The sequence below is a fragment of the Sporosarcina pasteurii genome, assembly GCF_041295575.1.
Lineage (GTDB): Bacteria > Bacillota > Bacilli > Bacillales_A > Planococcaceae > Sporosarcina > Sporosarcina pasteurii.
On the sequence record NZ_CP160452.1, the window covers coordinates 2,372,994 to 2,392,419 of the forward strand.

Below are 19,426 nucleotides of genomic sequence, written 5' to 3' on the forward strand. Positions count from 1 at the left end.
CGTAACATTATATATAAAATCTTCTGAACAAACAACCTATTTCGATATAATAAGATAACTACTTAGTAGAACTTGATCTGTATTCCTACTCCAAATACTAAGCATTAATAAAAGCATCGAGCAACTATCCCGATGCTTTTATATGCACTAAATAACGCCAACGAATTAAATAGAAATACATCCATTGCATAAAAGTGAAACCAATCAAAACGATGGCCAATTCTTTCACAATAGATATCTCCGCAAGCGCATCCCAAATCACTTGTAAAGACAAAAATGCAAATGAACTATGAAGAAAAGCAACCCCCCACGGAAAGAAAAATTGAGGAATCAGTTGGCGATTAACTATCTTTTTCAACTCATAATCTGTAAGCCCTAAACGGCGCAGCACATCAAACTTCTTTCTTTCTTGCGCCAAACTCGTATATAACTGAAAGTAAATAAAACTCCCCGTCGCAAGAAAAAAGACACCTGCCAATAACAATCCGATAAATAGCAACAACGAAAACGTCATACGAATAATCGAATAGCTAAGCCCTGGATTGTCAAATGCATAAGGAAGCGTTCCTTTTGATTCTAATAAAAAAGATTCAGTGACTGTATCACTGATGGATAAGCCGATATCTTTTGTCTTTTGCCACTCCGGAATATGAAATGCATAATAATTAAACGAAGTGTCCTTTCCTCTCAAAGTACTAAACACTACCCGTTGATAGTCCCTATTATTTAAGACAATTACATTTGACCCAATCGAATACGAAGGAAATAATTGATAAGGATAAGCTCCGTCAATCTTAACCTTTACATGACTATCTCCCAACTCGGTCTTAACCACTCTTTCATTCAAATTCTTATAAGATGAATTTGACTGCGGCAAGAATAGCGCTTCGCCTTCGTCTAAATGAATCGACAAATGGTCTAAATGATTGGCTAACTGATTCACTTGATCCAAGCTTAAAATATTTACGGTACTATCTGAAAAAGAAGATACTTGCTGGATAACTTTGAATTTCGTTAATGAATAGGCAATCTCTTCCTCATTTAATTCATGAGTAAGTTGGGCGATATGTTTGGCTTCCTCGATATTTTCAGGGTGACTCACATACACAAGCCCAAGTGGATTCATCGCACGGTACTGTGAAGCAAATGACGTTAATGACGCGAGTGTTCCAACAGACATAAATGCGATGGTCGATACAATTGTGACAATAAAAAACATCCGTGCATTTTCACGCAACCGAATAATTCCGGAAGAAATAGAGAGTAGCCTAGAATGTTGCCAATATATTCTTCGACTCGACCTCAACCTTTGAAGGAATAACGGCGCCGAATCCGTAAAGAAAAAGTACGTCCCCAGCGTTGCGATGGGCGGTAATAAGATAAAGAGTTTTAGAACGATTGCATTAGACGTTAACGTTGCCAATACATATGAAAGGCCAAGAAGTAAGATACCTAAATACCCGCGAACTTTTGAATAGGTATATTGGTTATCATCCTTCCTTTCTCCACGTATTAAATCAGCAATTTTACCCGATTTAATAAACACCGGAGCAATGAATGAAATTAAAATAAACAAACTAAAAAAAGCACCAATAGTCAATGCAAAAGGTTTCCACGATACATATAGCGGCAAGGATGGCAACATAACAATTTCACGTACGATCATAAAAAAGAATTTTGAAAACGTAAATCCTAATCCAGTACCAACCCCAATCGCGGCTGTGCCAATTAACATCGTTTCCAAAAAAATCAAACGGCTTATTTGCCTTTTCTCCATCCCAAGATGAAGTAGAATGCCAAACTCCCTGGAGCGTGCTTGAAGAAATGCACGCATAGAATAAAATAAAAAAAAGACAGTAAAAATATATAAAATAATTTCAGCGATGCCCATTCCTACAATCGCAAATTCCTGAACAAATTTGTCTTCAATCGTCGGGTGAAATAAAAGCATCGAATATAGAAAAAAGACCATAACTGAAAAAACACTTGCCATAAAAAAAGCAGCATAAATACGACGGTTTCGAACGACATTACGATAAGCGAATTGTCGAAAGGTCATGATGGCCCCCTAAAAGCGATAGAACGTTTAGAATCCGTTGATAAAACGTTTGTCTACGTTCATCTTTGTAAATTTCATTGAAAAACTCACCGTCTTTTATAAATAAAACCCGATCACAATAACTCGCGGCTATCGGATCATGCGTCACCATAATAATCGTTGTTCGTTCATCTTGATTCACTTGACTTAATAATTCCAATACATCTTTCGCTGATTTCGAATCAAGATTTCCAGTTGGTTCGTCTGCCAATATAATTTTCGGCTTATGAATGAGTGCCCGGCCGATTGCAGTTCGCTGCGCCTGTCCACCCGATAGCTCATCTGGTCGATTGTTTACAATCTCGGTTAAACGAAGTTTCTGAACCAATTCAGCAACACGACGTTCCATTTCTTCTACGGGTAAGCCGTCTAATGTCAGTGGTAAAACGATATTTTCTTCAACTGTTAACATATTCAGTAAGTTAATATCTTGAAAAACAAACCCTAAATGACGACGGCGAAACAAAGCCAATTCATTTTCAGACAAACTGTCCGGCTCGACTCCATCAATGATAAGCCCACCATACGTCGGCAAGTCGATGGTTGCAATCATATTTAATAAGGTTGTTTTTCCACTACCAGATGGGCCCATAACCGCAATAAACTCACCTTCCATCGCATTAAAACTAAGTCGATTTAATGCACGCTTCATCACTTTACTTTCATAAATCTTCGTGACTTCCGTCAACTTTACGAGTGGCTCCAACGTCCGTACCCCCTTCCCCATTTTTAAACAATAAAGTCACTTCTGTACCAACACCCATCTCAGATTCAATCATTAAAGGATGGCCTAGTTTCTCACATACTTCAGAAGCGATATATAAGCCCATTCCTGTTGATTCTCCTGTTAATCGTCCATTCTCGCCAGTAAAAAAAGCGTTCGTAATCCGATTTAAATCAGAGGTTGGAATTCCAATCCCTTCATCACGGACCGACATGCGTACACCTTCCTCAGTAAACTTTCCAGTCAAGTAAATCCGTTTTCCTTTTTCAAAAGTATATTTGACTGCATTTGTAATAAATTGGCCAATAACGATTTTCAACCATTTCCGATCACTTGCGATAATTAGCGTTTCGTCTATTTCAAGTACTGGAAAAATGCGATTCGTGATAAGTAGTCTTTTATGTGCAGTGATCGTTTCTTGCACGAGTTGCTGTAAATTGATTTTTTCAATTGTCATATCACGCTCGAAAGTTTCTAAACTTGCGTTAACGAGCACCGTATCAAGTCCAGCTTGTAACCGTTCAAGTTCTTCACCAACACTTTGCCGATCGATTTCTTCTTCCTGAACCAATAAATTAATCACAGAAATGGGCGTTTTCATTTGATGAACCCAATGATTCATAAATTCAATTTGACGACTTTGAGAGGAGTATAATGTTTGTGCCTCGTCTTGATAGATTTTATATAAACTTCTCGTATAATTTGCGACTAGTTGATGTTCCGGACCTTGTGCATGTTGTATCAATGCGTCCTCCATTCTAGACGGTTGCCGCACAATTGCTGCGTAAAAAGAACGGCGCATAATATATTTTCCACCTAGAAAGGCAAATGTAAATAAGACAGTCATCACCAATGCATAGATGAATATGTCATACCCGCGAAATCCATCTAACCAAAATAATAATAATAAAAACAGAATAAGAAAGCCTTGAAACAGTAAAAATGATAAATGATCTTTTAAAAATAACTGGATTGCTTTCATTGCTCTTCCGCATCCGGTACGAAGCGATAACCAGCACCCCGCACTGTTTCAATTGTCGATTTTATATGATAATCCGCAAGTTTCTTTCTGACGCGTGTCATATTCACATTTAACGTATTCTCATCGACAAATGATTGGTCGTCCCATAATTGCTCCAATAAAATATCACGTGAAACCACTTTTGGAGAGGCTTCAAGCAGCAGTTCTAAAATAATGCATTCCTTTTTTTGAAGTGGCACCACTTCGTCAAAGACGTACAACTCCATTCTTTCAATATATAAATGAAGCGCCCCTACCTGTACTGTTCGTTCAGACTGCACAGCGGCATACTCCCCAAATGATCTACGTAAATGACTTCGTATCTTTGCGAGCACAATTTCATAATGAAAAGGTTTCGTGATAAAATCATCTCCGCCATTTTCCAACGCAAATACTTGATCCATATCCCCGGAACGTGCCGATATGAAAATAATTGGACAAGTCGTATGTAAACGCAATTGACGACACCAGTAATAACCGTCATATGCAGGTAAATTGATATCAAGCAGAATGAGGTGGGGACGAAATGCAAGACACTCTTCCACCACTCGGTCAAAGTCTTCAATAATCGCCACCTCGTATTGATATTTACGAAGAGTATCAGCTAGCAACTCCGCAATTTTGCGATCATCTTCTACTATGAAAATTCGATGCTTCTCCATGAATAACTCCTCCTTACGCAATACTTTTAGTATACCACGAACCCCCCTTAGCTAGAAAAGAGAACCTGGTTTCCATATTTCTTCATTCTTTCCAGTTATGAACCTGACTCTAGCTGTTTTGAATGAGTTTTATGGCGGAGCCTTGTCAACACAAAAAGCCTAACGCGCACGTTAGGCTTTTTCACGTTTTTACATATTAATAAATCAGCTGGACAAACTCTTCCATTGTGATGCCGCCGAGATAGGTAGGCACGTCAATTTCAGAAAGCGCTTCTTCAATCGATTCCCTATTATAGGTAACTCCGCGTAACTTCTCTTGAACTTTTTCGATTTCGCCGATGCCAAAGAAATCACCGAAAATAGAAATATCTTCTATAACACCCTTATTCACTTGAAGCCTAACGTCAATGCTTCCAACAGGAAAACGATGTGAATGCTGCATATTAAATTTAGGAGATTTTCCGTAATTCCAGTCCCAATTTGCATAACGTTCTCTCGATAATTCATGAATATTTTCCCAATCTTCATCCGTTAACTCTTTGTACTTAATATTTTCTTCTCCGCCGAAAATCGATTTCAATATTTCAAGACGGAACTCTTCAATTGTCATTGGTTCCTGTAAGAACTCAGAAATATTCGCAACGCGACTACGAATCGATTTGATCCCTTTAGATTCAATTTTATCTTTACGTACTTTTAACGCTGATACAACTGTATCAATTTCTGTATCAAACATTAATGTTCCGTGACTAAACATCCGTCCCTGTGTTGCAAACTGTGCATTTCCGGATATTTTTCGCCCTTCAACGAGCAAGTCATTACGTCCAATCAGCTCTGCTTTCACACCGATCTTACTCAGCGCTTCAACTACTGGTTCTGTAAATTTCTCAAAGTTTCGGAACGACTCTCCGTCGTCTTTTGTAATAAAACTATAATTTAAATTCCCCAAATCATGGTATACCGCTCCGCCGCCTGATAACCGACGGACAACTTTAATGCCATTCTTCTCAACAAAATCTGTATCGATCTCTTCAATCGTGTTTTGATTTTTCCCGACGATGATAGACGGCTCGTTTATGTAAAACAGAAGGAATGAATCTTCCTCGATATCCATCGTACGAAGAACATACTCTTCGATTGCAAGGTTAATTTGTGGGTCTGTAATCCCTTTATTATCAATAAAATACAATTTAATATCGCCCCTTCAAAATAGACTCTATCCTATTTTATCTAAAAACTTCAAAAATGTGTTGACATTTGACTCGTTGTTATAATACACTATAAATATACCAAGCAGTACTAGTACACAAGGGTAAAGGAGATGAGAATAAATGTTAGTAAACGTCCTTGATTTTTTCAAAAATCTACCTGCTAAATTATGCGGAACATGTGGCGAAGAAATGGTTGAACAACACGACTGCTATACAAACAAATGCGATAAATGTAACAGTCTTTAATTAAACTTCGGTTTTCCGAATAATAAATTGCTAGGGGATGAATTCAGCATGCTTGAAAACATTATTGAGTTTTTTAAAAATCTACCTGCAAAAATATGTGTAACTTGTGGTGAGGAAATTGTTGAACAACATGATTGCTATGGAAATAAATGTGACTCCTGTAACATTCTATAAAATAAATTAGCAGCTACGGAATTAGATAAATGTCCGGTAGCTGCTCTTTTTTTAACTTCATACGATATTTCTTACATTAAAAAAACCACCAAAAAATTGGTGGCTTAAAATTTATTCAAATAAATCGTCTAGCACTTCTCTAACAGCTGCTTTTCCTTGATCTACACAATCTGGGAGTCCTACCCCTTCGTAAGAAGCCCCTGCTATTTTCACGCGTGGAAATTGATCCGCCAATTCAGCTTTAGCCTTGGCGATTCGATCTTTATGGCCAACACGGTATTGAGGTCTATCCTCTTTCCAACGTGTAACAATGGTAAAGTCGGGTTTACCTTTAATTTCAATTAATTTACTAAGGTCTTCTAGTACGATTCTTTCAATATCTGCATCTGGTAAATCAACAATTGCCTCTTCCCCAATGCGCCCGACAAAAGCTCGGAGTAACACTTTTCCTTTTGGTGTCGATGTTGGCCATTTACGGTGCGTCCAAGTACAAGCGGTTAGTGAATAATCACTACTTCGAGCAACTAGAAACCCAGTTCCTTCCTTGTCTTGAACAATTGCCTCTTCCGGAAAGGCCAAGGCGACTGTCGCAACAGACGTTGTTGGGATTTCCCCTAGTTCTTGAAGGATGCCGTGCTGGGCAAATAGATTACTTGCCACTTTATGACCTGTAGTTAAAATAACAGCGTCTGCTTCAACTTCTTGACCGTTATTTAAGGTGAGTAATTGTTTATCTCCCGTACGTTCAATCTCTTCTACACGCACACCTTTCAACACTGAATCCGGATCCAAATGCCGCTCAATCGCTTCAACAATTGTTTCAAGTCCATTTCGAAACGTATGGAATGCTCCTTCTTTTTTCGCTTCAGCACCGTGCCGAGTTGGCGCCTTCTTTGGTGATGTTTTTTTCATCCCTAGTATTAAACTGCGATGATTTTTCTCTACCGTTGCAAATTGCGGGAAAGTAGATTGCAAGCTCATCTGGTCAATATCACCTGCATACACGCCAGACAACAACGGCTCGATGAGATTGTCAACAACTTCTCTCCCTAATCGTCTGCGGAAAAATGCACCGAGCGATTGGTCGCCTGACACTGATTTTCGTGGCAAGACGAGATCACCGGCAGCTCTTAATTTACCAGCTAATGAAAATAGATTCGTTGTTAAAAACGGTCCAATTTCTGTCGGGATTCCCATAATAGATCCCCCAGGAATTGGTTGTAATTTACCATTAATAAAGATATAAGCCTGTCCCGTCGCATTTTTAACGAGTTCATCTGCAACGCCGACGTCTTCCGCCAATATCCCCATACTTTTTTTACGAATGAGAAAGGAATCAGGACCGCGTTCAATAATAAAACCGTCACGTTTCACTGTTTGAATTTTACCACCTAGACGATTCGACGCTTCAACGAGGAGAACATCTAGAGGCAGTCCTTTTTCTTGTGCTTCTTTTTGCATATAAAACGCTGCAGAAAGTCCTGTAATTCCTCCGCCGACGATGACGACTTTTTTACGTTGTTCGTTCATTGTCATCAACACTTTCTTTTATCATCATTTCGATTCGTTCATTTTTCCAAACACCGCATCTACCATCGAGTCAATAAATAACGGGTCAGTATTCGGCATTGCTGGTCGGTAATACGAAGCCCCGATTTCATCACAGACAACTTTACACTCATAATCATTATCATAGAGTACTTCAAGATGGTCCGAAACAAATCCAACTGGGATATAAACGAATGTTGTATAGCCTTTCTCATTATGCAGATCTCTCGTCATATCTTGAACATCTGGCCCTAACCACGGTTCAGGCGTTTGGCCTTCACTTTGCCAGCCGACTTCGTAATTTGTAATTTCTGCCGCCTTCGCAATTAAATCCGCCGTTTCTTGTAGCTGCTTTGGATATGGATCGCCGTTCGCAATAATTTTTTCTGGCAAAGAGTGAGCAGAAACGATTAGGCATGCATTTGCACGCTCTTCAGCGCTCATACTGCTATACGTTTCTCGGACTTGCTTTTCCCAGTACTCAATGAATTTCGGCTCTTTGTACCAGCTTTCAACCGACGTTATTTCAATATCGTATTTCTCTGCTTCTTCCTTTGCACGTCCGTTATATGATTGAACGGAGAACGTAGAAAAATGAGGGGCCAATACAATTGAAGCTGCTTCAGTAATACCATCTTCATGCATTTGTTGGACTGCTTCCTCAATAAATGGCGTAATATGTTTTAAACCGATATAAACTTTAAATTCGATATCGTCTTGCACTTCATTTAAACGATCGCATAATGCATTCGCTTGATTTTCCGTAATTTTTGCAAGTGGTGAAATCCCACCAATGGCCGCATAGCGATTTTGTAAATCTTCCAACTGCTCTGGAGCAGGCGGACGGCCGCGCCTAATATGTGTGTAGTATGGCTCAATATCTTCTTCTTTGTAAGGCGTCCCATACGCCATTACTAATAGACCCATTTTCTTTTTTGTCATGTTGTCACCTCTATATATTGATAGTACCCTCTATTACATACAATTAATTTCAAAAAAATCATATAGCCGGTTTAACACCGGCTATATGAAGTTTACTCATCTACGTTTATTTGCGTAGTTCTGCACTATATGTGTGTATTAGTTCAGTTAACTTCTTCAATGTAGCAGGTTTTACATCTGGGAATACACCGTGACCAAGGTTAAAGATATGGCTACCGTGTTTCACGCCTTGTTCGATGATTGCTTTGGCACGTTCTTCAATCACGTTCCAATCAGCAATCAATAACGTTGGATCTAAGTTCCCTTGTAACGTTTTTGTTAATCCACGCTCACCCGCTTCTTTAATCGGTAAACGCCAGTCTAATCCGACAACATCTACCGGTAAATCATGCCACTCGTTTGCAAGATGACTTGCCCCTACACCAAATGTAATGAGTGGTACGTTTAGTTTACGGAGTTCCGTAAAAATTCTCTCCATAACTGGTTTAACAAAGATGCGATAATCTGAAACGCTGAGTGCGCCTACCCACGAATCAAAGACTTGAATTGCTTTTGCACCTGCATGAACCTGTGCTGTGACGTATGTAATTGTCATATCCGCTAACTTGTCCATCAAGACAAACCATGCTTCAGGTTCGGAAACCATAAATGACTTTGTTAAGTTGTATGTACGTGAAGGTCCTCCTTCAATCATATAACTCGCCAATGTGAATGGTGCACCAGCGAAACCGATAAGTGGTACATTCAATTGTTCTTGCGTTAACATTTTAATCGTTTCCAAAACATACGGTACATCGTCTTCTGGTGAAATTTCACCTAGATTATGTACGTCTTGCACTGAACGAACTGGATTGCTAATGACCGGGCCAACACCAGCCTTGATTTTCACATCTATGCCAATCGCTGGAAGCGGCGTCACAATGTCTTTATATAAAATCGCTGCATCTACGTTATATTGATCAACAGGAAGTTTTGTAACGTATGCGCAAATTTCTGGTTTTCGTACGATATCTTCCAATGAACCGTGTTCTTCTTTTACTTTTAAATACTCAGGCTGTGAACGTCCAGCTTGTCTCATATACCATACTGGCGTGTGGTCAATTTTCTCCCCACGTGCAGCTCGTAAAAGTGTATCGTTAAACTTAGTCATAAAACGTTATTCCCACTTTCTCTTTATATTTTCATTCCGATGCTTCTACTTTAATATAGTAAAACCTTCGCTTCTTTTTGTATAGATGAATCGAGTAGTTGTCATACAATTGTCTTTATTTCAGCCACATAATCGACATGATTTGTTTTTATCTTTTGATTAAGGGAAAATAGACGTAAGTAAAACATTAAAGGCATATGCTTATTGACAACAGAAGGAGGTTTTGGGAATGAATATCTTTACGACTACGGGAACGATGAATTTTATGGAATCGCTAAGACAAAAATATATCAATGAAAAAATGGTTGTGATGCATAGTGATGAGCACTCACTTTTATTGCATGAAACAACAGGACCTTCCGTTTTTCAAACACCCTTACGGTACGAGGTAATTGGCTCTATCAGCAGCTTAGAAGATGAAGGTTTCTTTGCTTTTAATCATATTTCAGTATCAGATGAAGGACGCCCAATATTTGAACACCTTTTACGCGGTCGAATAAAATCCATTCAGGGAGAACCTGGTTTCATCGCGCTTCGATTATTACGACCACAAACTTCAAATACGTACATCGTCTTAACCCAATGGTCTGATAAACGCTTTTTCAAATTCTGGAAGGAATCTACCAATTATCTCCATCTTATTGCCACGCATGAAAAAGGAATAGGTTTAAAAAAGAGTCCTCTGATGTTTTCGAGTGCCCCTTATGTTAAAACTTATACAACATTAGAAGATGAAGAGGAAGAGTAATGTCAATGTGACGCCTTCACGGGTCACATTTTTCTATTGCTTGATTAAAACTTCGTTGTTACAATTAACTTTTAAAACTATTTCGTTTTCAGAGAGGGGTACACGATTGAAAAACCAATTATTCGAAAAGCTGACGAATGCATATGAGGACATGGTTGTCATCCGACGACACCTTCACATGCATCCCGAACTTTCTTTTAAAGAAGAAAAAACAGCACAGTACATTGTTGATTTTTACACAGACCTTGGCATCGAGGTTCAAGCAAACGTCGGTGGAAATGGGGTTGTTGCTCGAGTTAAAGGGGGGAAGCCAGGTAAAACAGTGGCTCTCCGCGCAGATTTCGATGCACTTCCTATTCAAGATGAAAAAGATGTACCTTATCAATCAACAGTTCCTGGCGTCATGCATGCTTGTGGACATGACGGACATACAGCAACGCTTCTTCAGCTTGCAAAAGCAATTCACGAATTGCATGAAAACCTTGCGGGTGAATATGTCTTCATCCATCAACATGCGGAGGAATTAGCCCCAGGCGGCGCTATCTCAATGATTGAAGATGGTTGTTTAGACGGCGTTGACGTTATTTTCGGTACGCATCTTTGGTCTCAAACTGATGCCGGAACAGTAGAATATTTGGCCGGCCCTATTATGGCAGCGTCAGATATGTTTGAAATTAAAGTTCAAGGAGCAGGTGGACACGGAGCAAATCCACATCAAACAAAAGATGCCATTGTGATCGGTGCCCAACTCGTTACAAATCTACAGCAAATTGTTTCTCGTCGCGTTGACCCAATCGAATCTGCCGTTTTATCTGTCGGCTCATTCGTAGCAGAAAATGCCTTTAATGTGATCGCAGATACTGCTAAATTACGAGGAACTGTTCGTACATTCACACCTGAAATTCGCGACTTAATGGAAACTGAAATTAAGCGCGTTGTAGAAGGAACTGCTCTTACAAATAATTGTACGATCGACATCGTTTATAGACGCGGTTATCCGGCAGTTGTGAATCACAAAGACGAAACTGCATATGTAAAAAAGATCGCGGAAGATGTGGTAGGTTCAGAACTTGTCGTTGAGACACCTCCACATATGGGCGGAGAAGACTTTGCCTATTACCTTGAAAAAGTGCCGGGCACATTTTTCTTTACAGGCGCAAAACCAGATGTTCCTTACCCGCACCATCACCCAAAATTTGACTTTGATGAGAATGCGATGCTAACAGCCGCAAAAATCCTCGGCGCAGCAGCACTCGAATATCAGGAATAACTAAAAGCGGAAGATGCCGGTTAGATGCGACAGGCATAAGGCGATAAAGGAAGGCATCCTAGGGGCGCCGCGTCCTGCGGCAACGGATGCATGACCTACATCCTGTAGGCCCGTGATCTTTGCCACATAGTTAGCTCGACTTATGACCCGAGCATCTGGCATCTGGAGCTGGATAGAATTAAAAGCGGAAGGCGTCGACTAGATGCGACAAGCATAAGATGAATCAGCGAAGTGGCGCTTTTTGCCACGTAGCTGATTCAGCTTATGACTCGAGCATCTGACGCCTGGAGCTGGATAGAATTAAAAGCGGAAGATGCCGGTAGATGAGAGAACTACATCTCAATTGTTAGACACCATCTAACAATTGGAGGTGTAGTTTTTTTGCATTTCACTGCTCCTGCACTTCACCTACTAAATCACCAATGATAAAATAGTTCAAATTAATCAAAAGCATTGTTGCATTATTACTTTTATCCTATATAATAAAGATGTACCTATCGACGAATAAGGAGTGAGTTTTTTGCAAATTATTAAACCTGATGTCCCTTATATTATTTCCACAAACACACTTGTCTTAAAAACGATTCGAAAAGAAAGTAGACTTATGACCCTTATAATGGAAAACGACAGTCAATTTACACATCCAAGAAAATCCTTACATCTTATTAGAGCATCTTGTCATCATTACGGGACATCCTTTAAAGTAGCAACATATAACGCTAAAAAAATACTCAATAATCGTCACAAGGTCCCCATTGTCGTCGCCTTTGACCATGGATTCCCCTTAATTATGATGCCAACATTATCAACTGATTCTGAACAAAACGTTTGGATTGCTTTTCATGCAATCGTTAACATCAAACCAGAAGGGGCTGTGCGCACGACAATCGAATTAACAAATAAACATTTTATAATAGTCGATTCATCTGAAACTACTATCCGAAGACAAATGACTTTAGCATACATATTACAACGTGCTTATCAACAGAACTTCAGTCAATTCAGAGGTACGTGGATTCCTAATCTGCCGTACGCTTAAATTTTTTTGTAGCACAAAAATAGCTAGTCAATAATTCTTCTGTCTTATTGCGCAAGCGAACATTCAAATAACGACGCTGTTCTTCGTAACCGCCATATAAAAAAACATACTCAGTAAATGTATCATCAGTTTTACCACGACTCACTTTTATATGATGGCGTTGTAAGTAAATCATTGTTTCTTGAAGTTCAGCTTGCGCAGTTTTTATCACTTCATCGAGTAATTGAATGTACGGTCTCTTTAATTTAAACTTTCCATCCTCAACAATTTTGCGATCCTTTTCCAAAATGATTAGCACCATTGGTAAGTAAATCATCCGTTCAACATGCGGCAATGCCTCTGGTGGAATTAATGCCATCGCTTTCCTCTCCCTCCGACACGAACACAAGTTCTTATCAATAGTATATGTTTAGCAAACAAAAATAGCAACTGTAAAAAATGGAAGGGAGTTATTATACGTCTCCCCCATAATCATCTCGTTACGCTCAGATTACTCAAACGAAGCAACAAATACTCTATAACAAAAAAAGCAGAAGAGTTCACTCTTCTACTTTTTTTGTATATGTTTATTAAATTCAATTAAGATAACGCTTATACCTACTTGATAGAGAATTGGCTTACCCGACAGTGATTGCTTATTGTTTCATCGCGTCGTCTCCAATATAATGCACAGAAGAGACTTTCCATTCGTTATTTTCCTTCGTGAATACAGTTACTTGACGTCCACTTTCATTCGTTTCCAGCCCAGAAGATAGTTGTTTTAACGAGGATTTCAATACCGAGAATACTTGTGCTTCCTCTTCTGCATATTTAACAATCGTTACATCTGAAACTTCACGTACAAGGTTGTACTCATTAAATATTGACTGCGTATGTGCGCGCTCTTCTTCTAGATCAAAACTCTTCGTGTTTTCTGATAGCGTTTCCATATAAGCATCCAAATCTTTTTCATTAAAAGTTGAAATATATGTGTCGAAAGCTAGTAGAATTTGTTCTTTCTCTTCTTTTGGAATATTTTTAGCTTCTTCAATCGAGTCTCCTGTTAAGCTAAATCCCACTGACTCTTCAGACACGTCTTGCTGTTTTTGTTCATTTTCTTCATTCGTCCCATCATTGCTGCAAGCACCTATCAGAAGCATCGTCATTATAAACACTACTAATTGTATTTTCTTCATAAGAATTGCTCCTCCTATTAAACATCCAAAAGGGCCACTCAAAGCGAATGGCCCTCTTAATTATGACAAAATGATTACTTTACTTCAACCCAACCGTTTTTAATAGCCGTTACAACTGCTTGCGTCCGGTCGTTGACGCCCATTTTTTGTAAAATACTTGATACGTGGTTTTTCACAGTTTTCTCTGAAATAAATAAAGTTTCACCTATCGTCCGGTTACTTTGTCCGTCCGTTAACAATTGAAGTACTTCACTTTCACGCTTTGTCAGTAAATGATACGGACGACGAATATCGTTTTGTTGGAACGCACCTTTATGTTCACGTTCGCTTAATCTACGGAACTCTTCAACAAGATTATGTGTCACTTTTGGATGTAGATAAGAACCGCCTGCTGAAACGACTTTAATTGCCTCAACAATTTCACCTGCATCCATTTCTTTCAGCATATATCCTAACGCACCCGTTTTAAGCGCATGCGTTACGTAAGAACCGTCGTCATGAATGGAGAGAATAATTACTTTCGCATCAGGATATTCATTTAAAAGCGCTTCCGTAGCTTCTACACCGTTCATTCGTGGCATATTAATATCCATCAGCATGACATCTGGTTGATATTGTTCATAAAGTCCAACTACTTCAATGCCGTCGTCTCCTTCTGCGACAACTTCAAATGAATCTTCAAAATCTAAGATTCGTTTAACGCCTTCACGGAATAATTGATGGTCGTCTATGATGATGATTTTTGTTTTTGGCATATTATTTCCTCCCAATCGAGATTAATTCTTATTCCCCTCATTTTTTAACGGGATTTGAAAAAGAATTAGTGTCCCTTTACCTATAGTAGAATTTATTTTCATTACGCCTTTTAGTAAATCTACACGCTCACGCATGCCGATTAACCCGAAAGACTTTTCTTTCACTTTATTTATATCGAACCCTTTTCCATTATCTTTAATGATGATATTAAGTGTATCTCGAAGCCACTCTACCTTCACCCAAATACTACTCGGTTTACCATGTTTTAAAGCATTTGATACCGATTCTTGAACAAGTCTAAAGACAGCGGCTTCAATATTAGTATGAAAACGTCGTTCGTTTCCAATACTTTGAATATGAATATCGACATCCTTCTCAAATTCTTCAATTTTGGAAAGGTATTTCTTTAAAGCGGGGCCAACCCCTAGGTCGTCAAGAGCCATTGGACGAAGGTCAAAAATAACTCGTCTCACTTCAATTAGTGCCGCGCGTACACTCATTCTTAAGGTTTTTAATTCAGATAAGGCTGATGTTTTTCCTTCTTCATTAAATAACTTTTCAACCAACCCTGCTCGCAACAGCACATTCGCTAGCATTTGAGCGGGTCCGTCATGGATATCACGCGACAACCTTTTACGTTCCTCTTCTTGCGCTTCGATAATACGAATCGAAAACTCTTGCTTTTGCTTCGCATCCTCAAGCGCTGTACCAACGTTCTTCAAATCGGATGTCAAATAATTGATAACTGTAGCAACTTGAGTCACAAGTTGTTCTGCTCGTTCAATCGTTTCCATTAATCCTTCGAGACGACGTTCTAGTTCATCTCGTCTTTTACGTAATTGTTTCTCTTCCATTTCATTCATCGATAACTTAAGATGCAAATTATTCGCAGCTTCATAAGCCTCTCTCACTTCTACTTCTGAATACAACTGGAAATTCTTCGACACTTCAGCAAGCCTACGACGTGATTGACGACTTTTCGTTTCCAACAAATCATTATTTTTGATTAATAAACAAATATCCTGTTTCACTTTTTCAAGTTCTGCTTTCATTTGTTCATAGTTTTGCCTGCTCTGTTCACTAATTGCATAAATATCATTTTTGGATTGATTCATCGTACGGACCATACTATTAAAAATGGTTTCAAGTGTCTTTATATCAATCGGTTCATTATTCAACGTATTCACTCCATTTTACATAGAAATCCTTATGATTAAAAAGATTACAGGCGTTATGAGTTCCACAGGCACCTTATATATTATATCATTAGTATAGCAAATGAATATTAAGTTTGTATTACAAGTAGTGGAGGCGTTACAAATGCGTTCAGATTATCGTACTGTTAATCATTACGGAGAAAGCGAATATATCATACAAAAATCAAGATTTATTACTTATGTAAAGCGTACAGAAACCGAGGCAGAAGCAATTGATTTTATCAACGAAATTAAAAAGATGCATCATACTGCAACCCATAATTGTTCAGCTTATCTAATCGGAGAACATGATGAAATACAGAAGGCAAATGATGACGGAGAGCCTTCCGGTACTGCAGGTGTTCCTATGCTTGAGGTCTTGAAAAAACAAAATCTTAAGGATACAACCGTCGTTGTCACTCGTTATTTTGGTGGCATTAAGTTAGGTGGCGGCGGACTCATTCGTGCATATGGCAGAGCAACGACAGAAGGGATTGCGGCTACGGGGATCGTTGAACGTAGGCTTCATCACCTTATGAAAGTAACAATTGACTACACTTGGCTCGGAAAAGTTGAAAATGAAGTGAGGCAATCCCCTTACCCACTTAAAGAAATTACCTATACAGAAGATGTAGAAGTATACTTATATGTGCCTGTATCAGAAGTAGCTACGTTTACTGAATGGGTGACTGAATTAACAAACGGACAGAGCGATATCACATCCGTTGGTCAAGAGTTCCTTGAATTTAACCTTTAATACATTTACTTATAGAACGAAAAGTAGTATACTAAGTCGAGTTATCTATCGTTGTAAAATTTTCAGCATAATATGTCGAACATACTGATTTTTGCTTGGATTTGAAAGAAAATGATTCCCTCTTAGTAAGCATACCTTATAAATTTACTAAAAGAATTCATTTTCAGATGCAATCTCATTAGATTTGTTCGCAGCCATTAACTCTTACAATAGCTTTTTACTCCTATTGTGACCAATATAGATGGTCCATATACTAAATTCGGAGGAATTAGAATGAGAAGACAAGAATATAAACAGATATCCCGAAAACGATCTGGTAAACGACTTACTATTAAAATATCACTACTTGTCGCCCTTATAGCATTTACTTTTGTTGTTGGCTACGGAGTCTTTTTACAGAAAAAAGCAACTGACGCTGCAAAACGGGCCTATGAAGCACTAGGTGACAGAGCTAAATCTGAGCTACGCGATGAAGCGGTTGAACCCCTTAAAGACAATGTTTCTATCCTTTTCATAGGCGTTGATGATAGTGACAAGCGAAAAGATAGTGGCAATGCTAGATCAGATGCACTCCTCGTCGCCACTTTAAATAATAAAGAAAAGACTGTAAAACTACTCAGCATTCCACGTGATTCATACGTTTATGTCCCAAGTCGAGGACGTCAAGACAAAATCACCCATGCACATGCATTTGGCGGAACGAAAGGAACAATTGACGCAGTGGAAGGGTTCCTTGATATTCCAATTGACTATTATGTAAAGATGAATTTCAATGCCTTTATCGAAGTTGTCGATGCACTTGGAGGCATAAAAGCTGAAGTCCCATATGATCGCGTCGAATTAGACGAAAATGATCGCCGTACCATCGAGCTTAAAAAAGGACTTCAACACTTAGACGGTAAACATGCACTTGCACTTGCTCGAACACGAAAACTAGATAGCGACGTTGAGCGAGGCAAACGTCAACAAATGATTTTACAAGCGATTATGAATAAAGCCTTCTCAGTTCAATCGATTACGAAATATGGTGACGTTATTGATGCAATCGGCGACAATATGAAAACTAATATGACTTATAATGAAATGAAATCCTTTTTGGAATACGCCAAAGGCGGTATGCCTGAAGTAACGGCTATCAACTTAGATGGTACAGATGATATGACAACAGGCATTTATTATTGGATGCTCGATGAAGAAGAATTAGAGAATGTTAAATTCGAACTTCAAACTCACCTCGAATTATCTCCGTACTCAAGAACGTTGACAGACAAAGGTGTCGAAATTAATGACCAAAATGAATCTGCGGATGAATCTGTTTACACGGATGAATAAAACCCAAAATAAAACTGCATCTTGACCTGTTGATTTAACTAACAGTCGAGATGCAGTTTTTTTAAAAACAAATTTGCAAAAAAAAAAAGATTACGTACCTATATTTAATTCGATACGTAATCTCTCATTATATATTTATATTATCGTCCAATCATTCGAACAAGGTTTAATAACGGTCTGTAGTTTGCACCTGCGAGTCCAATCGCTTCAACGAACAATTCAAGCGCAAGTACGATCACAACCAGTAATATAATCGAACCCCATACCGTTGCTTGTGAAAATAGAATAGCCGCTAGACCAAACAATGCAGCAATCCCATAAATAATTAATACAGACTGTCTATGAGAAAAACCACTTTTTAATAAACAATGATGTAAGTGTGATTTATCAGGCGCTGAAATTTTTTGCTTCATTCGAATTCGACGTACGATTGCAAAAAATGTATCAGAAATTGGCACACCTAACATAAGAACTGGAATGATAAGCGAAATAATCGCAACATTTTTAAATCCTAATAAAGCTAGGACCGAGATCATATAACCAAGAAACAAAGCTCCCGTATCTCCCATAAAAATCTTTGCGGGATAGAAATTATAAAATAGAAATCCAAATGAACTTGCAGCAAGTATTGCAGCTGTAGCAATAACAAACGGGTTCCCCATAATAATCGCCATAATCGCTAAAGATATCAGAGCAATGGTTGAAACCCCCGCTGCAAGACCGTCGAGGCCATCTATTAAATTAATCACATTGGTAATGCTAATGATCCATAGTATCGTTATAGGTATACTTAAAAATCCAAACTCTAATTGCCCACCGAATGGCAAGTTAATAAATTCAATTTGCAAACCACCCCAGGTTACAACAACAACCGCTGCTGCAAGCTGCCCAACAACTTTTGCTTTTGCAGTAATTTCTAGCATATCATCTAGAAACCCTGTCAAAATAATAATAACAGCTCCAACTAGTATTCCTAGTGAATGGCTATCTTCAGGTAGCAATATAAGATAACCTACTAAAAAAGCTCCGAATATCGCAAGTCCGCCAATGCGTGGCATAATTGTTGTATGAACTTTTCTGTAGTTTGGCTTATCAAGCGCCCCGATCCGAAAAGCAAATCTTCGCACGATCGGAGTAAATATGATTGATGCTATAAATGTAACAACGATCGCAAAGAATAACATGCTCTTCCTCCCTAACAATTCATTATGAGTAAATCAATAGTATTATAGCATAAATCCAGAAATTAATCATCTTATCAAGTAAAATAACAACAGATTACCAGCGTAAGCCTTATATGTTTCTATCCAACTAGTTTGTTTGAGCTGTCTTTACTAAGGTAAATAGAAAGTTCCCTCCATGAGAAGGTATTGAACA

Annotated in this window: 20 protein-coding genes; 7 read left to right on the forward strand and 13 right to left on the reverse strand. The window is 38.6% G+C overall.

Going from position 1 to position 19,426, the window contains the following annotated elements; genetic code table 11:
* Positions 1-124: 124 nt before the first annotated feature.
* From AB1H92_RS11220 to AB1H92_RS11240, 5 genes are all read right to left on the reverse strand, one after another.
* Positions 125-2,059, reverse strand: coding sequence for an ABC transporter permease (locus tag AB1H92_RS11220; protein WP_115360218.1), 1,935 nt, complete (start codon positions 2,057-2,059; stop codon positions 125-127).
* Entirely contained in the window at positions 2,031-2,750 is a 720-nt protein-coding gene (locus AB1H92_RS11225; protein WP_279587538.1) for an ABC transporter ATP-binding protein, read from the reverse strand. The genes AB1H92_RS11220 and AB1H92_RS11225 overlap by 29 nt, the downstream gene beginning before the upstream one ends.
* 10 nt (positions 2,751-2,760) lie before the next feature.
* On the reverse strand, positions 2,761-3,804 hold the full coding sequence (locus AB1H92_RS11230; RefSeq protein WP_115360216.1) for a sensor histidine kinase: 1,044 nt from the start codon (positions 3,802-3,804) through the stop codon (positions 2,761-2,763).
* Positions 3,801-4,505 carry a response regulator transcription factor gene (locus AB1H92_RS11235; RefSeq protein ID WP_115360215.1) on the reverse strand — a complete coding sequence of 235 codons (705 nt, stop codon included), beginning with the start codon at positions 4,503-4,505 and terminating at the stop codon, positions 3,801-3,803. Before AB1H92_RS11235 ends, AB1H92_RS11230 begins: the two co-directional genes overlap by 4 nt.
* Before the next feature lie 196 nt (positions 4,506-4,701).
* Complete coding sequence (locus AB1H92_RS11240; RefSeq protein WP_115360214.1) at positions 4,702-5,694, reverse strand: lipoate--protein ligase; 993 nt, start codon at positions 5,692-5,694, stop codon at positions 4,702-4,704.
* Positions 5,695-5,836: 142 nt separating this feature from the next.
* Here AB1H92_RS11240 and yhfH (AB1H92_RS11245) point away from each other — a divergent pair, with 142 nt between their 5' ends.
* Both yhfH (AB1H92_RS11245) and yhfH (AB1H92_RS11250) read left to right on the forward strand, forming a co-directional pair.
* Positions 5,837-5,962, forward strand: a complete 126-nt coding sequence (gene yhfH, locus AB1H92_RS11245; RefSeq protein ID WP_115360213.1) for a protein YhfH — start codon at positions 5,837-5,839, stop codon at positions 5,960-5,962.
* A 48-nt stretch (positions 5,963-6,010) separates the two neighbouring features.
* Positions 6,011-6,136: a protein YhfH gene (yhfH, locus tag AB1H92_RS11250; protein WP_115360212.1), complete on the forward strand. Its 126-nt coding sequence runs from the start codon at positions 6,011-6,013 to the stop codon at positions 6,134-6,136.
* 111 nt (positions 6,137-6,247) lie between these two features.
* Here the strand turns inward: yhfH (AB1H92_RS11250) and hemY are convergent, their stop codons facing one another.
* From hemY to hemE, 3 genes are all read right to left on the reverse strand, one after another.
* The gene (gene hemY, locus AB1H92_RS11255) at positions 6,248-7,666 is read right to left on the reverse strand and encodes a protoporphyrinogen oxidase (protein WP_115364030.1); all 1,419 of its coding nucleotides are present in this window, start codon (positions 7,664-7,666) and stop codon (positions 6,248-6,250) included.
* 24 nt (positions 7,667-7,690) lie between these two features.
* Complete coding sequence (hemH, locus tag AB1H92_RS11260) at positions 7,691-8,626, reverse strand: ferrochelatase (RefSeq protein ID WP_115360211.1); 936 nt, start codon at positions 8,624-8,626, stop codon at positions 7,691-7,693.
* A gap of 106 nt (positions 8,627-8,732) precedes the next feature.
* Positions 8,733-9,776, reverse strand: coding sequence for a uroporphyrinogen decarboxylase (gene hemE, locus AB1H92_RS11265; RefSeq protein WP_115360210.1), 1,044 nt, complete (start codon positions 9,774-9,776; stop codon positions 8,733-8,735).
* A 229-nt stretch (positions 9,777-10,005) separates the two neighbouring features.
* Between hemE and AB1H92_RS11270 the strand changes: the two genes are divergently transcribed.
* The 3 genes from AB1H92_RS11270 to AB1H92_RS11280 all read left to right on the forward strand — a co-directional run bounded on the left by AB1H92_RS11270 (position 10,006) and on the right by AB1H92_RS11280 (position 12,833).
* Positions 10,006-10,524 carry an antibiotic biosynthesis monooxygenase gene (locus tag AB1H92_RS11270; RefSeq protein ID WP_115360209.1) on the forward strand — a complete coding sequence of 173 codons (519 nt, stop codon included), beginning with the start codon at positions 10,006-10,008 and terminating at the stop codon, positions 10,522-10,524.
* A 106-nt stretch (positions 10,525-10,630) separates the two neighbouring features.
* Complete coding sequence (locus AB1H92_RS11275; protein ID WP_115360208.1) at positions 10,631-11,794, forward strand: M20 family metallopeptidase; 1,164 nt, start codon at positions 10,631-10,633, stop codon at positions 11,792-11,794.
* Positions 11,795-12,314: 520 nt separating this feature from the next.
* The gene (locus AB1H92_RS11280; protein ID WP_166739539.1) at positions 12,315-12,833 is read left to right on the forward strand and encodes a competence protein ComK; all 519 of its coding nucleotides are present in this window, start codon (positions 12,315-12,317) and stop codon (positions 12,831-12,833) included.
* Here the strand turns inward: AB1H92_RS11280 and AB1H92_RS11285 are convergent.
* The 4 genes from AB1H92_RS11285 to AB1H92_RS11300 all read right to left on the reverse strand — a co-directional run bounded on the left by AB1H92_RS11285 (position 12,814) and on the right by AB1H92_RS11300 (position 15,942).
* On the reverse strand, positions 12,814-13,191 hold the full coding sequence (locus AB1H92_RS11285) for a hypothetical protein (protein ID WP_115360206.1): 378 nt from the start codon (positions 13,189-13,191) through the stop codon (positions 12,814-12,816). The two genes, AB1H92_RS11280 and AB1H92_RS11285, sit on opposite strands and share 20 nt — an antisense overlap.
* Before the next feature lie 277 nt (positions 13,192-13,468).
* Entirely contained in the window at positions 13,469-14,008 is a 540-nt protein-coding gene (locus AB1H92_RS11290) for a DUF3225 domain-containing protein (protein WP_115360205.1), read from the reverse strand.
* A gap of 74 nt (positions 14,009-14,082) precedes the next feature.
* A complete protein-coding gene (locus AB1H92_RS11295; protein WP_115360204.1) occupies positions 14,083-14,763 on the reverse strand; it encodes a response regulator transcription factor in 681 nt (226 codons plus the stop codon).
* A 21-nt stretch (positions 14,764-14,784) separates the two neighbouring features.
* Positions 14,785-15,942, reverse strand: a complete 1,158-nt coding sequence (locus AB1H92_RS11300; protein WP_172481036.1) for a sensor histidine kinase — start codon at positions 15,940-15,942, stop codon at positions 14,785-14,787.
* 142 nt (positions 15,943-16,084) lie between these two features.
* Between AB1H92_RS11300 and AB1H92_RS11305 the strand changes: the two genes are divergently transcribed.
* The gene (locus AB1H92_RS11305) at positions 16,085-16,717 is read left to right on the forward strand and encodes a YigZ family protein (protein ID WP_115360203.1); all 633 of its coding nucleotides are present in this window, start codon (positions 16,085-16,087) and stop codon (positions 16,715-16,717) included.
* Between the two features lie 273 nt (positions 16,718-16,990).
* A complete protein-coding gene (locus tag AB1H92_RS11310) occupies positions 16,991-18,049 on the forward strand; it encodes an LCP family protein (RefSeq protein ID WP_115360202.1) in 1,059 nt (352 codons plus the stop codon).
* Between the two features lie 140 nt (positions 18,050-18,189).
* Here the strand turns inward: AB1H92_RS11310 and AB1H92_RS11315 are convergent, their stop codons facing one another.
* The gene (locus AB1H92_RS11315; RefSeq protein ID WP_115360201.1) at positions 18,190-19,233 is read right to left on the reverse strand and encodes a glycosyltransferase family 4 protein; all 1,044 of its coding nucleotides are present in this window, start codon (positions 19,231-19,233) and stop codon (positions 18,190-18,192) included.
* Positions 19,234-19,426: the final 193 nt, after the last annotated feature.